Origin of the sequence: Candidatus Mycosynbacter amalyticus (assembly GCF_025273655.1) — a bacterium.
Classification (GTDB): Bacteria; Patescibacteriota; Saccharimonadia; order Saccharimonadales; family Saccharimonadaceae; genus Mycosynbacter; species Mycosynbacter amalyticus.
In genome coordinates, this window is sequence record NZ_CP045921.1 from 633751 (window position 1) to 648347 (window position 14597).

At 51.7% G+C, this 14597-nt stretch carries 13 protein-coding genes; 5 read left to right on the forward strand and 8 right to left on the reverse strand.

Annotation, left to right across the window (positions count from 1 at the left end; translation table 11 throughout):
- Positions 1 to 7 precede the first annotated feature (7 nt).
- The 3 genes from GII36_RS03505 to GII36_RS03515 all read right to left on the reverse strand — a co-directional run bounded on the left by GII36_RS03505 (position 8) and on the right by GII36_RS03515 (position 4086).
- Positions 8 to 1015, reverse strand: coding sequence for a hypothetical protein (locus GII36_RS03505; protein ID WP_260762514.1), 1008 nt, complete (start codon positions 1013 to 1015; stop codon positions 8 to 10).
- Positions 993 to 3476 carry an ATP-dependent Clp protease ATP-binding subunit gene (locus tag GII36_RS03510; protein ID WP_260762515.1) on the reverse strand — a complete coding sequence of 828 codons (2484 nt, stop codon included), beginning with the start codon at positions 3474 to 3476 and terminating at the stop codon, positions 993 to 995. Before GII36_RS03510 ends, GII36_RS03505 begins: the two co-directional genes overlap by 23 nt.
- Positions 3477 to 3591: 115 nt before the next feature.
- On the reverse strand, positions 3592 to 4086 hold the full coding sequence (locus tag GII36_RS03515; protein WP_260762517.1) for a hypothetical protein: 495 nt from the start codon (positions 4084 to 4086) through the stop codon (positions 3592 to 3594).
- Between the two features lie 119 nt (positions 4087 to 4205).
- Here GII36_RS03515 and GII36_RS03520 point away from each other — a divergent pair, with 119 nt between their 5' ends.
- Complete coding sequence (locus tag GII36_RS03520; RefSeq protein ID WP_260762521.1) at positions 4206 to 4646, forward strand: hypothetical protein; 441 nt, start codon at positions 4206 to 4208, stop codon at positions 4644 to 4646.
- 95 nt (positions 4647 to 4741) lie between these two features.
- Here GII36_RS03520 and nusA read toward each other — a convergent pair whose 3' ends face one another.
- Positions 4742 to 5863 (reverse strand): transcription termination factor NusA, encoded by a 1122-nt coding sequence (nusA, locus tag GII36_RS03525; protein ID WP_260762523.1) that lies wholly within the window; start codon positions 5861 to 5863, stop codon positions 4742 to 4744.
- Positions 5864 to 6031: 168 nt separating this feature from the next.
- Entirely contained in the window at positions 6032 to 6205 is a 174-nt protein-coding gene (locus tag GII36_RS03530; RefSeq protein ID WP_260762525.1) for a hypothetical protein, read from the reverse strand.
- 215 nt (positions 6206 to 6420) lie between these two features.
- Between GII36_RS03530 and GII36_RS03535 the strand changes: the two genes are divergently transcribed.
- Positions 6421 to 8415 carry a class I fructose-bisphosphate aldolase gene (locus GII36_RS03535; protein ID WP_260762530.1) on the forward strand — a complete coding sequence of 665 codons (1995 nt, stop codon included), beginning with the start codon at positions 6421 to 6423 and terminating at the stop codon, positions 8413 to 8415.
- Here GII36_RS03535 and GII36_RS03540 read toward each other — a convergent pair.
- Positions 8412 to 9041 carry a hypothetical protein gene (locus GII36_RS03540; RefSeq protein WP_260762533.1) on the reverse strand — a complete coding sequence of 210 codons (630 nt, stop codon included), beginning with the start codon at positions 9039 to 9041 and terminating at the stop codon, positions 8412 to 8414. The genes GII36_RS03535 and GII36_RS03540 overlap by 4 nt on opposite strands.
- Positions 9042 to 9128: 87 nt before the next feature.
- Between GII36_RS03540 and GII36_RS03545 the strand changes: the two genes are divergently transcribed.
- Positions 9129 to 9740 (forward strand): hypothetical protein, encoded by a 612-nt coding sequence (locus GII36_RS03545; RefSeq protein WP_260762535.1) that lies wholly within the window; start codon positions 9129 to 9131, stop codon positions 9738 to 9740.
- Here the strand turns inward: GII36_RS03545 and GII36_RS03550 are convergent.
- Entirely contained in the window at positions 9667 to 10374 is a 708-nt protein-coding gene (locus GII36_RS03550; RefSeq protein ID WP_260762536.1) for an HNH endonuclease family protein, read from the reverse strand. The genes GII36_RS03545 and GII36_RS03550 overlap by 74 nt on opposite strands.
- Before the next feature lie 106 nt (positions 10375 to 10480).
- Between GII36_RS03550 and GII36_RS03555 the strand changes: the two genes are divergently transcribed.
- Together GII36_RS03555 and GII36_RS03560 are read left to right on the forward strand one after the other, a co-directional pair.
- On the forward strand, positions 10481 to 12994 hold the full coding sequence (locus GII36_RS03555; RefSeq protein WP_260762538.1) for a M1 family metallopeptidase: 2514 nt from the start codon (positions 10481 to 10483) through the stop codon (positions 12992 to 12994).
- Positions 12995 to 13546: an L-threonylcarbamoyladenylate synthase gene (locus GII36_RS03560; RefSeq protein WP_260762541.1), complete on the forward strand. Its 552-nt coding sequence runs from the start codon at positions 12995 to 12997 to the stop codon at positions 13544 to 13546.
- Here the strand turns inward: GII36_RS03560 and rnhB are convergent.
- A complete protein-coding gene (gene rnhB, locus GII36_RS03565; protein ID WP_260762543.1) occupies positions 13543 to 14547 on the reverse strand; it encodes a ribonuclease HII in 1005 nt (334 codons plus the stop codon). The genes GII36_RS03560 and rnhB overlap by 4 nt on opposite strands.
- Positions 14548 to 14597: the final 50 nt, after the last annotated feature.

Below are 14597 nucleotides of genomic sequence, written 5' to 3' on the forward strand. Positions count from 1 at the left end.
TTCCCTATTATATACTTGGTGCTGGCGCCAGACTACTATCGAGCGAGCGCGTGAGGCTGTTTGATTCGTCGACCGTCGCATTATATGCTTGGCGCTTTGTTTCGTACTCAGTTATTTTAGCATCTATACTGCTACGAGTCGCTTTTAGTGTATCCACTCGAGCTTCAAGCGCAGCACGCGCTGATTGGAAGTCTGATTGCGTACGAAACGCTCCATTGCTTGCCCGCTCGTTAAACGTTTCAATATCGGTATTAAGCGTTTGAATATTGTCATTATACGCATTCGTCATAGTGTTGATATCACTCGACAGCTGCTCAAGCTGCGACTTGAGAGAGGTGGAGGTATCTTGAAGCTCGTCAAATTTACTACTATAAGAATCATGTAGTTTTACGACAGCCTGACGATCTGTAAAATACTTCCGATAATACGCCTCTAAATCATTTGAAATGCTTGTCACCTCGGTCCCGATGATCGAGTGTAATTCGTTGTTACGCTCGCCCGGCTCGGTACGTGCATAGTACTCCATCCGCTCTTTCAGATCACTATCACTCGACTGCAGTAGTTTTTGATATTCTGCATCAAGGAGACCGTCGACTCGTGTTTTTTCGCTAGAAGACAAACGGAGATACGCGGCATGTAGCATCTCATGCGCCGCCGTCACCTCTCTTACCCCCTGTAGTCGTTCGTCTTTGATATTGTAAATAAATATCTGTCCGTTAACATAACAGCCCAAGATTGCACTATTCTGCTCTTGGCGTTTGCACGAATCATTAAACTTACTGGTACCGTCGAGTTGTGGGGTCGAAGCATAAAAATAGAACTCTCCCGTGTCGTTCATCTGCGCCGATTCCGCAAGTGCCGACACTTCACTTGTTGGCTTGTATTGCCAGACTGTTAATTGATCAAGCACATACTGGCGGTTGAGTAGTACCCAGCCCGCACCTGCAAACAGTGCGAGGGTAAACAAGAGACTGACGAGCGCCGCGACCCTACTACTGCCGCTGGCTGTCTTCATATCCACCCGCCAGTACCACCTTGCCTTGTTTTGCGCTTGCCGTCACAACGGCACCTTTTTCGTACTCGCCGCTTATAACACCTTCTGCAATATCATGCTCGAGCTCATCCTCGATGACCCGACGCAGTGGTCGTGCACCATTGAACTTGTCATAACCATGGTCAATCAGTAAGCGTTTAGCCGATGGCTTAACCACAAGTGCAATACCTTTTTTGACCAAGCGATCTTTGAGATCTTCGATGAGCCTATCAAAAATCTTTGAGACTTCCTTGCGGGTCAGTGCGCGGAATGTCATTACACCGTCAAAACGATTGATAAGCTCTGGGCGCATGAAATCGCTAAGCGCAGCACGCGCACTTTCGGCATTTCGCTCATGAAGCTCTTCTAGCTCATCTTCGTCTTTTTTCGTCTGCACACCAAAGCCAAGCGTGGACTCGCGGCGCATCGCTTCGGCACCAAGATTACTTGTAAGTATGATAATGGTATTTGTAAAATCTACAGTCCTACCAGACGCATCCGTCAGAGTTCCATCCTCTAGCAGCTGAAGTAACATATGAAATACCGTCGGATGCGCTTTTTCGATCTCGTCAAACAACACGACGCTATACGGTTGGCGCCGAATTTTGTCAGTCAACTGACCGCCGTCTTCGTAACCCACGTAGCCAGCTGGTGCACCAAGCAGGCGTGAAGTGTTATGTTTTTCAGCGAATTCACTCATATCGATTTTGATAAGTGCGTCGTCGCTACCAAACACTTCGCGCGCCACCACACGAGCCAGTTCCGTCTTACCTACACCCGTAGGGCCCATGAAGACAAACGAACCAATCGGACGCTTACTGGATCCGACGCCACTACGACTACGACGTATCGCGCGCGACACTGTACGAACAGCCTCTTCTTGCCCTATGACGTACTTGGAAATATGCTTTTCTAGCTGCGACAATATACGCGCCTCGTTCTTCTGCACCCTTGTCGCCGGAATACCCGTCATAACCGATACGGCGCGTGCGACATCGTCACTCGTAAGTTTGACCGGAGATTTCTTTTCGGCCTCTTCTTGCAGCTCTTTTACCTGACTCTGTAGTTGACTAATACGCGTCTTGTACAAAGCAGCCCGCTCGTACTGCTCGTTGGCAACCGCTTCTTCCATCTTCTCGTTGAGCTGTTTGAGTTCGCGAGTATAATCTCGAATCTTGCTTGGCTTCTTACCATGTTTGACGCGTACCAGTGCAGCTGCTTCGTCGATCACATCGATGGCTTTGTCTGGCATAAATCGATCTTTGATATAGCGGTCGGCCATGTAAACAGCATCTTCGATCACCTCGTCACTCATATTGACGCCATGATGTTTTTCGTAATACGGACGCAGACCTTTAACAATTGCGGTCGTATCACGAATATTTGGCTCGGGCACCGTAATAATCTGAAAGCGACGCTCAAGGGCGCTATCTTTTTCTATATGCTTTCGATATTCGTCGAGTGTTGTCGCGCCAATTAACCGCATTTCACCACGAGCCAGTGCTGGCTTGAGCAGATTTGCTGCGTCGAGCGCACCTTCGGCAGCCCCAGCCCCCACCAACAAGTGCAGCTCATCAATAAATACTACTGTATTAGTTTGCTCTTTTAGTGCAGCTACTACTTTTTTGAGTCGATCCTCGAACTCCCCTCGGTATTTTGTACCGGCTATCATAGCAGCCAGATCGAGCTGCACGATACGTTTGTCGAGTAGATGATCCGGCACATCTTCGGAGACGATACGTTGCGCCAATCCTTCGACAATAGCTGTCTTGCCTACGCCTGGCTCACCGATAAGTACAGGATTGTTTTTGGTGCGACGACTCAGGATCGTCACCATACGCTCCACCTGTGCATCACGCCCGATTACCGGATCGAGCTCACTGCGGCGCGCTTTTGCAGTCAAGTCAACACCAAATGTATCGAGAATACTCGACTTACGCTTGGGCTTTTCCGTTTCAATAATGATCTCTTCCTGAGACTCAAAATTGTTTTGCCGAGTGAAAAACGATTCTAAGTCACCTGTCACCGATTCAACATCTACGCCCATATCACCAAGTAACACAGTTGCACGGGCATTGCGTTGATTGAGAATACTGTAGAGAATATGTTCGGTTCCAAGTGAGTCCTGGTTATAATCCTGCGCTACCTGCCAACTCATGCGAAGTGTTACTTTGGCGGTCTCGCTCAGTGTGTTCACGCCAATGTGCACAGCTTGTGTGACGGGCTTAAGACCCAGCGCCACCTCTGCCTTGTCGAGTGTCACGCCAGCATCTGCGAGCACTTTTGCCCCCACGCTCGAACCCTGAGCCAAGACACCGAGCAAGAGATGCTCGGTCCCGATAAACTTACTGCCGTATCCACGCGCGATAGAGTCGGCGTGATACAAGCTGGTCCGCGCGTTATCTGTCAGGTGAGCGACAAACTCTGCAAATTCATCAGACATAGTTCTATTATGATTCCTCCGTGACGTAACCGCAAGTGGTTTAATGCACTTTTAGACGGTAACTTACTCTTCAGTATACACGGTTTTTGGCACTCGAGTCAAGCGAGTGCCAATTTTAGGTGTCACGTACATGTGCTTCGGGGTGAAATTCTTCTATGAGATACTTGCCATCTGCTTGTCGGTCGAATTCAACGTCGAATTCTTGCTGAAAATAATCGCCGTTTTGCTCGATATGAAAATCTAAGTGCGCATCGCGCTCGCCGTCATGACTCGCGATCCGTCCGTCGTATACTCGCACCTCCCGGCCTTGGCCAGGCCGAAGCTGATAGCTCATAGATTCACCTTGCCCCATAACGTACATCTTTTTGAGCACAATCGCATACGGGGACTCATTTTGCACCCAAGCATAGCTTGTCATCTTGTCGCCGCTGCGTGAAGTTTTAACACGCATCACACGTACTTCCGGCACAACCTTCTGGCCAGTGTCGTGACGAGTCAGATCAGCTACGCCCGTATTGCCGCTTGGGGCTTCGGCCGATGTTGATGTTTGATTGGCATCAAAAATCGGCTCGCCTTTGATCATTTTGTTCATTGCATCGAAAAATCCCATTATTCCATTATAACATTAAGCATAAAAAGTATTGACATTTATTATATTATATGATATTATTTAAAGTGAATAATCATTTACGATCTATTCGAACCTACCATCAGCCCAGGAGGCTACCTATGTCGAACACCCTGCGTATCGTCATCGAGCGTCATCCCAACACGGAGCTCACGTCGTTTCATGTCAATCGCCGACTCACCGACTCGAAGCACACCATCCGATTCGCCCACGACAGCGGACAGGTCGTCGTCGACAACATGTTCAGCGAAGTCAATGTCGAACCGCTCGCTCAGCTACTCGCCGAGAACATCTACGAGATTCCCGGTATTCAGACTGGATTCATCGGCGGTGGCGTGAGCATCGAGAACTACAAGGTGAGCGTGTCACACTCGCGTGCGTTTGACGAAAACGACATCGAGTTCGCGGTCATCGAAGCAGTTGCCAAGACGATCAACATCGAACTAGATGATGTCACGTTCGAGCTCGACGACTACGCCCGCTCCGATGAGTACAAGCAGCGTCAACGTGAATCCGAGCGTGCCTATGCGCGCATGTTCTAGCCCCGGCTGATGCGCTCTCAGTGTCACTGAGAGCAAAGCCCCCGTACAGATTTTCTGTCCGGGGGTTGCATCATTTTTAGAAGTAAAACTTTCCTCTATTTGTCGTCCGAACCTTCAAGCGCATCAAGGAGGCTATCCTCGATATTCTTCTTTGGCTTGTCTTCTACGACAGGTGCGTCTTTGGCTTCGATATCAAGCTCGTAGCCAGTTAGGCGGCTGGCGAGACGTACGTTTTGACCGCCGCGACCGATCGCGATCGACTGCTGATCCTCGGCGACAAATACCTTGACGCGCTTGTCTTCTTCGTTAATCTCCAGGCTCTGTACCTCGGCTGGGCTCAGCGCATTGCGGATATACATATCGATATTTTCATCATAAGGCACGATGTCGATCTTTTCCTGATCACCGACTTCGTTCATGACAGCTTGCACACGAGTACCATGACCACCCACGAACGTACCGACAGCGTCGACACCAGGCACGGTGCTTGCTACAGCGATTTTGGTGCGACGACCAGCTTCACGGGCAATACCTTTGATTTCTACCGCACCGCTCTCCATCTCTGGCACTTCTTGGCCGAAGAGATACTCGATGAACGCTTCGTTGCCACGACTCAAGATCAGCTGTGGACCACGGTTATCACGCTCGATGTCTTTGATAAACACTTTGATACGCGCGCCCACAGAGTAGAATTCGCCTTGAATCTGCTCGCTCTGTGGCAATATACCAGTTGCTTTGCCAAGTTCCACGCGTACTACGCGTGGCTCGACACGCTGCACAATACCAGTCACGACCGTACCGATCTTGTCTTCGTACTCAGCAAGTACGATCTCACGCTCCGCTTCGCGCAGGCGTTGCAGCACAACTTGCTTGGCAGTCTGAGCAGCCACGCGGCCAAATTTCTCGACTTCGAAGCTTTCTTCGACTTCGTCACCGACGACGGCACCTTTCTTGTATTTCTGCGCTTCCTCGACACCTACTTCAATCGCGTCATTGATAGGATCTTCGACGACTTCGCGGATGACGAAGACTTTGGCAGTGCCATCGTTGACGTTCAGCTCGGCGCGCACATTTTGCTCACGCTCGCCGTTGTCTCGGCGCCATGCGGCAGCGATTGCCTGCTCGATGACACTCATCACCACGTCTTCTGGCAGGTTCTTTTCCTCTGCAATTGTACGGACAGCCAAAGTCAGCTGCTTCAGATTGATATCTTCCATTTTGTTATAACTCCTTTGTTTAGCTATGAAAAAATCCGACCTGCTGGCCGGAACTGTACACTACTTATTATATCTGCTACTCATTTTTTTACAAGCCCGAAGTTTAGGGCGATTACCTCGTCGCAAGCGTGTCACTTGCGACGAGGTAAATACCGGACACCACCAGAGCTAAGGTAGCTCGAGAGCAGCAATCAGCTCATCACGTAGTTGATGTAGATTCTCGGGAGTAGGGTCTCGGAGCGTTGATGACCCCGGGACAAACGATGCACCTCCATCGATCTCCGTATGATGCGGGCACACCGTGTCCACAAGCTTACCGATCACGACACTCAACTTGCTCATTCTCGTTCCTTCCACTACTTCTGTACAATGTGGGGTACTTATTGATACAATATAACCTTTTATTGATTTACGCAATACTATCACTGATTTCTTAGAAAGTCATTGCCGACAGCAGAGAATATTTCGCGAGTAAAGCCCTGGCGCAGCACTCTGCCGCATGCTACTATAACTACAAAAGCATAACGATTATTCAGCTCTAGGAGGTGGGACACCAGATGCACAAACCATACATACTTGCGATTGGCGATATCGTCACCGACGCGTTTATTAAGCTCAAAGAAGATGAAGCGCAGGTAGACGAAGATGAGCACGGCAACAAACACCTTATATTGCCATTTGGCACCAAACCACCATATGATCACGTCGATATCGTGCAAGCCGTAGGGCCATCGCCAAACGCCGCCGTATCCTTCGCTCGCCTCGGTGCCCACTCGGGGCTCATGGCGTACATGGGCGACGATCTCCCTGGCAAAGATATGCTGAGTTATCTCGGTGAAGAAAATGTCGACACTTCTACTATGTCGGTCACCGAAGGCATGAAGTCGAACTACTGGTATGTACTCCGCTATGGTGCCGAACGCACCATCCTCGTCAAACAAGAAGCCTACGACTACAAATGGCAAGAGCCAGCCCAAGTCCCCGACTGGATTTATCTCAGTGCACTCGATGGCGCTTCGTGGAATCTGCACGCCGAGCTACTCGCCTACTTACGAAAGCACCCCGAGACCAAACTCGTGTTCCAACCGGGCACATTCCACTTCAAATGGGGCGCCGAGAAGCTGGCCGAGGTATACGCCCGTAGCTATATGGTCTGCATGAACAAAGAAGAGGCCGCCGACGTGACTGGTCGCGAACTCGACGATCTCGAAGCGCTGTTCGATGGTCTACATAATCTCGGCTCTGAAGTGGTCGTCATCACCGACGGGCCAAAAGGCTCGTATGCAAGCGATGGCAAAAAGATCATCTCGATCCCTAATTACCCAGATCCGAAACCACCCGTAGATCGTACCGGTGCCGGCGACGCTTTTGCCAGCACTATTACCACCGCACTTGCTCAAGGCGAGAGCCTCGAGACAGCGCTTACCTGGGCACCGATCAATAGCATGAATGTCTGTCAACACCTCGGTGCACAGGCGGGCCTACTCAGCAAAGATGCCATCCTAGACCTGCTTGCCAATGCGCCAGATGACTACAAACCGTCGCTGATCTCCGGCACTCACGAGCCGTCACTCGAGGATGTTGCGCAGAAACTTCTCGAAAATCCAAAAGGTATTTTTGCGGCAGACGAAAGCGGTGGCAGCATCGCCAAACGATTCGTACAATACGGTGTAGAAGATAGCGAGGAAATGCGCAGACAGTATCGACAGCTCTTCTTCACTACACCGGATATCGAACACGGTCTCAGCGGCGCGATCTTGTTTGACGAAACAGCCAGGCAGAAGGCAGACGACGGGACTCCTTTCCCTGAACTACTCGCCTCTCGTGGCATTATCCCTGGCATCAAGGTCGACAAAGGTATCGTGCCATTGCCAGGTTTCGAAGGAGAAGGTGTTACAAGTGGGCTCGACGGTCTGCCAGATCGCCTCGCCGAATACCACAGTATGGGGCTACGTTTCGCCAAATGGCGTGCAGCATTCACTGTCACCGATACATTGCCGTCTGACGCCGCCATAGCCGCCAACGTGCATGCGCTCGCTCGCTATGCGCTCGACTGCCAACAGGCCGGTATCGTGCCGATCGTGGAACCAGAGATTGTCCATGACGGCAACTTCACTATCGAGCGAGCCCGCGAAGTATCTGCTCGCGTCCTCGATGCATTGTTCGAGGAACTAGCCTTGCTCGGCGTCAATCGCCAAGCTGCCATATTGAAAACAAGTATGGTACTGGCCGGCGCACAGGTCGAGCAATCAACACCCGCAGAAGTAGCCGCGGCGACGATAGACATCTTCGCGCACCATGTGCCGCACGACCTCGCTGGTATCGTGTTCCTATCTGGCGGCCAGACACCAGAGCAGGCGACGGCCAATCTGCAGGCTATCACTAATCTCGGTGAACAAACCTGGCCAATCACCTTCAGCTTCTCGCGCGCGCTCCAAGAGCCAGTACTTGAGACCTGGGGTGGACAACGCGAGAATACAGCCCATGCCCAGCAGACATTTGCTACGCTCGTACAAGCAAATAGCAACGCCACAGTACGACAGGCGAGCTAGACGCGTACTAAGCACTTTAGTGTATCGCCAAGGCTCACACTTGGTACAAATACTGTTAACTCGTCGTGCGATGATGTCACCTCTACAAGATTGATATCACGCGCGGCGAGTAGCTGTAGCACATAGGCACAAACACCCGGCACCGGCAGGTGCCCTTTTTTGAGTTTGATAGTTACTCCCACGAGGTCGGTCGATGTAATTGTGCCGTGCAACGTCGTTGCTAGCTCGTCGATCACTTCGCTCCTACCAATAAGTGCGGTGTGCCAAATGCCCCTGGTGTACACCATGTATTCATGCTTGTCGTGCAGCTTCTTGACCGCCCAGAAGAAAGTATCCGAATCGAGATCTGTCTGCGCAATAGCCAAGACCCCCAAACCAGATTGTACCGACACTTCCCCGATATACTGCGCATAGTTTACAGACACATTGCCAGAAAGCCGTTTGGCGTAGCGGTTGAGCGCGAGTGTGACAGCCGCAACAGAAACGCGCTCACCTGCCTGCTGCTCTATGTCATCTTTCATCTGTCGGGCTAGCGACGAATAGTTGATGACGCCTTGCTGAATATATGGCAAGTAACCCGGATGTTGGGTAAGCCAGGTTTTTACGTAATCTGTAATAGTAATCATATTGATTAAATTTTATCATATTAAATATATTTTGAACATTTTATAAAAGATTTTGTCATAATACGCGCACTTACATATGCTAGCAATATGACAACACACGAACGAATCTACACCAGACTCGCAACACGAGACGACAGTGCCGCTATATTTGATATGTATAGCGACATGCAACAACGGCAACACTACCCGGCATTTCGCGCGAACGCGTTTTATCGAGCAATCCCCCATATCATCGAAAGAAGTAGTGAGTCAGAGCAACTATTTGTTGCCGTAGATGAAACCGACACGCCCGTCGGCATGGGACACCTAGTACAGCCCTTCTCGCTCACGGGCAATAGCCGCAAAGCACAAGAACTCAGTCACTTATATATAGACGAGACGCAGTCGGACGCTTTTTCTTCACTCCCCACCCGTCTCGCCGCTTTTGCTGCACACCTGGCGCTACAAGGCTGCGGCCGCACATTAGACGAATCGCGCAGCGTCAGCCTCCACACACAGGACACCAACTGCTTTGACACCTTGGCTACGCTCTATCCGAGCTCACAAGAATCACCGCATACAATACGGTTCGACAACGAAGCGCTACGCCACATGGCGTCACGAGCAGTCACAGGCCCCATACATTTCACTGGACTGGCATTGGTTGATTCGGACACGCATCTAGCACACCCGCAATTGCATCCTGCTCAGCAGGCGTGACCCAGAGCGAATAGGCACGCTTGACGGCAATTTGCCGTGCGACATATTGGCAGCGAAACGCCTTGTTGCTCGGTAGCCACGTCGCGGCATCGCCATCACTTTTTTGCTGGTTCGCCGGACCATCCACAGCAATCAACTCAAGCGGATCGTTCGCGAGCGCTACTCGCCGTTCTGGCGTCAGCTGCTGGGCTCCAGTCTGCCAAGCATTGCTGAGTGCCACTACGTGATCTATCTGCACAGCATCGCTAGTACCCGCACCGCGTACAAATTCAATCTCTTTGCCAGTATACGGGTCGCTGAGCGTGCCACGTAGCACTTTGCACGTCTCGCTCACCTGCGCGTCACGCAGGTCACGCCGCAGGATAATGTTGCGTGTATCGCAGTCACCTTGCTGCTCCCAGCCATTCCCAAACTGTGTCCGGGCATAGCCTGTTTTGGGTGCACGGCCTTTCACTGGTAGTTTCTCAAGTTCGTCACGCGCTAAGTCAACACCCGCAGCTGGCGGCGGCGTGGCTGGTCGTGGCGCAGCAGCCTGGTACTCACGCCGCGCCATGTCGTAGGCAAACGCAGATAGACTCACAATCGCGATGACAAGCAGCACAACTAGGCGACGGACTTTATAGTTAGCGCTCATACTCACTATTTAACTTTGCTACTATGTCTATTGCAAGATATAGTACGTCTTCGTTCGACACTACGAACAAGTTCGTCCCGTTCTCACTTCATAGTACAATAGATATATGCAAGCATTTTCTCATCTACTCGACTCATTCGTACCCGAACACTATGATTTGTCGCTCACACTCGAGCGAGAAGCCCGCGCATTTCATGGCACTATCAGTATCAAAGGTTTCCAAAAAAGCGACGATTACTTACCACTTCACACCAAAGATCTGACAATAACCAGCGCAGCTGTCGATGGCAATTCTGTGGAGTATGAGCACAGTGACAATGACGAGCTGCGGCTCGCTCATACGGTGCCCGGTGCACATATCATCGTCCTGCAGTTCGAAGGCAAAATCACCGATGCCATGCATGGTCTGTATCCTTGCTATTTTGAAGTCGACGGCATCAAGAAAGAGTTACTTGCCACGCAGTTCGAGAGCCACCATGCTCGCGAGGTGTTCCCGTGTATTGACGAACCCGCCGCCAAAGCAACATTTGATCTCACTCTCACCACAGAAGAAGGTGTCGAAGTACTTGGTAATATGCCAGTCGACTGGCAACGCAGCGAACCAGAAGGTCTGGTGACAAAGTTTGAGACGAGCCCGCGCATGAGTAGCTATCTTCTCGCATTTGTCGTCGGCGAGATGCAAAAGAAAACCGCACAGACAAAAGACGGCGTAGAAGTAAATGTCTGGGCTACCCATGCACAGCCAGCCAGTGCACTTGATTTTCCGCTCGATATCGCTGTACGGAGCATCGAGTTCTACAACGACTACTTTGGTACCCCGTACCCATTGCCAAAGGCCGACCATGTGGCACTGCCAGACTTCAGCTCCGGTGCCATGGAAAACTGGGGACTGATCACCTACCGCGAAATGGCGCTACTCGCCGATCCAGCTACTACTAGCATCTCAAGCCGTCAGTACATCGCGACCGTCATCGCTCACGAGCTGGCACACCAGTGGTTCGGCAATCTTGTAACTATGAAGTGGTGGAACGATCTCTGGCTCAACGAAAGCTTCGCAACACTCATGGAATACATCGCCGTCGATGCGCTCCATCCAGAGTGGAATATTTGGCTCGATTTTGCCACCAACGAGACAATTAGCGCGCTTCGACGCGATGCACTTGACGGCGTGCAGGCCGTGCAGGTCGATGTCAATCACCCGGACGAGATTAGCACGCTCTTCGACCCGTCAATCGTGTATGCCAAAGGTGCACGATTGCTGCGCATGGTACAGCACTATGTGGGTCACGAGGCGTTTCAGCGCGGCTTGGCGCAGTATTTCCGTGACTACGCCTACGACAATACTGTGGGCGACAATCTCTGGCAAGCGCTAGCAGACGCCAGTGGCAAAGACATAGTGGACATGATGAATATCTGGGCTTCACAATCTGGCTATCCTGTGGTCGAAGCTGGCATTAACGCTGACAGTATCACACTCACGCAGTCACAATTCTTCATCGGTGCGCATGAGCAAAGTGACAAGCTCTGGCCCATTCCCCTCGGCGCCTCTACCGAGGCTGCACCCGCTCTCATGACTGAGCAGACGGCGAGCTTCGACTATCAGAGCGATGCACCACTCCAACTCAATGTCGGCGATAGCGCGCATTTTATCACGCATTATGACGATGTGCTCTTCACTCGACTCATCGACGCAGTAAAATTAGGTCAGCTCGATACGCTTGCAAAAGTACAATTGCTCGACGAAGCCACGCTCCTGGCTCGCGGTGGTATCCTCTCATCCGAACAACTCATCCCACTCATCGACGCGTACCGGGCAGAGACGAGTGAACCGGTCTGGAATATCATTGCCCTAGCACTCGGCGAACTAAAGAAGTTTGTACAAGAAGACGAAGCAGCCGAACAAAAACTGCGTGCGTTTGCAAAAGACATAGCTGCACCACTGTACGCCGAACTCGGCTGGAACGCAAAAACAGGCGAAAGCGAAGAGCACACCAAGCTTCGCGGCACGATTCTCGGTCTGACGTTGTACGGCGAAGATGAAGCCGCCATTGCTACAGCGAAGGAACTGTACACATCGACCAAACTCGAAGCACTCGACCCAGAGCTACGACCGCTTATCATCAGCTCTGTGGCACGTTACGGCGATGAAGACGTGGTCGACACGCTCCTCGAGCGCTACCGCACTAGCCAGTCAGCCGAGCTCAAGCAAGACATCTGTGTCGGTATCACTTCGACGCGCATTCCAGAGAAAATTGACGAACTGCTCGCCCGCATCAAGGATCCAACCACCGTTAAACCACAAGACGTCGCGCGCTGGTTTGTCTACCTTATCCGTGGCCGTGAATCACGGGCAGTAGCATGGCAATGGGTACAAAACAATTGGGACTGGATCGAGCAGACATTTGGCGGCGATAAAAGCTACGACGACTACCCTCGCTACAGCGCCGGCGGCCTCATGACTCGCGAGCAACTCGACGAATACACTGCGTTTTTCGCGCCCAAACAAAACATCCCTGCGCTTACACGTGCTATCCAGCTCGGCATCGGTGAAATCACCGGGCGTGTCGAGCTCATTGAACGCGACCAGCCGGCTGTTATTGCTGCCCTCAAGGACCTCTAAATGCCGCGTGTCATCATGTCGTTTAGTGATGACCTTGTCGCCACACTCCAGGTGGGAAGCATAGCTGTCGTCCGCACCGACACACTCTATGGGGTACTGTGTCGGGCAGATGACGAGCAGGCAGTCGCGCGCGTCTATACGCTCAAACATCGCGACGAATCCAAATCACCCATCGTACTGATAGCCGACCAGTCCCAGCTATACGACATACCACATGAATCGATGCTCCCTGCGCTCGATATGATGTGGCCAGGGCCCTACAGCATCATCCTTCCTGGAGTACAAGCGCCCCACTGGATCACACGAGAAAACGGCTCAGTCGCCTATCGAATCCCGGCCCGCGATGACCTGCGCTATCTCCTCAAGCATACCGGACCACTCATCGCACCTAGCGCAAACCCCGAAGGCCAGCCGCCAGCGCTGACAGTTCAGCAAGCCATAGATTACTTTGGTGATACGGTTGACATATACGTCGATGGAGGTGAAGTCAGCGACACTCGCCCATCTACGCTACTGCGCTTTGCCGACAATAAATTTGAGAAGCTCCGCTAAACCCGCTCCAGATATGTCTCGACAGCCGGTGGATCACCAGTCAAAGACATAGCAGACGTGACAAGATCGACATCTCGTAGCTTGTTGCTATGCGCGTAGAACTGAGCCGCATAGCGCATCTGATTCAGCTTCTTGGGAGTGATGGCCGCAAGGCCGCCACCTTGGTTAGCATTCTTGCGGAACTTCACTTCGGTGAAATACAATCTCCCACCTTTTTGCGATACAATGTCAATCTCGCAGTATTTCGTCTTCCAGTTGCGCGCGATGATCTCGTGACCGAGACGTAAGAGGTGATTTGCCGCTTCATCTTCGGCACGGTCTCCGATTTTTTTGGTCGTTTCCATATGACGAGTCGTGTCATCCTCGGACCCGACCCGGGGATCCGGTTGAGATGAATTATTATGACTGGATTCTCTGCTCAAGCCAGAGAATGACACCCCAGCATATTTCTGCAGCGGCGCAAAACTCAACCGGTGCAGAGGCGTGACACCCAGCCGCTCTATGGCCAGTCGGTGTGCCGCCGTACCGTAGCCAGCATGCGAGCCAAATTTATACCCCGGATAGAATGTATCTTGATCAGTCATGTAGTTGTCGCGTGCAACTTTGGCAATGATCGATGCCGCCGACACACTTGGCACTAGCAAATCTGCCTTCGGCATAGTTGCCACATGATACTCAAGTGGCGTATCGGCAAGCAAATTAATCGCTCCATCGATGATGATTTCGTGAAACGGTACGTTCACCGCCTGCACGGCGCGCTTGGTCGCGAGGCGAAGACTCGGTCCTAGTCCAATCTGGTCGATCTCTGCCGCGCTCACCCAACCTAGCCCGTAGCCAGCGGCTTGCTCACGTATCTCGACATCTAGCGCTTCGCGCCGCTTCTTCGTCAGCTTCTTGCTATCTGTCAGCCCGTCTATCACCGCGCCACCGAGCACGACCGCACCTACCACCATTGGCCCCGCCCATGGTCCGCGACCGACTTCGTCTATACCTAGTATCATTGTACTAGCATATCAAAAACGCCCCTTTCCAGGGGCGTTTTATACAGATG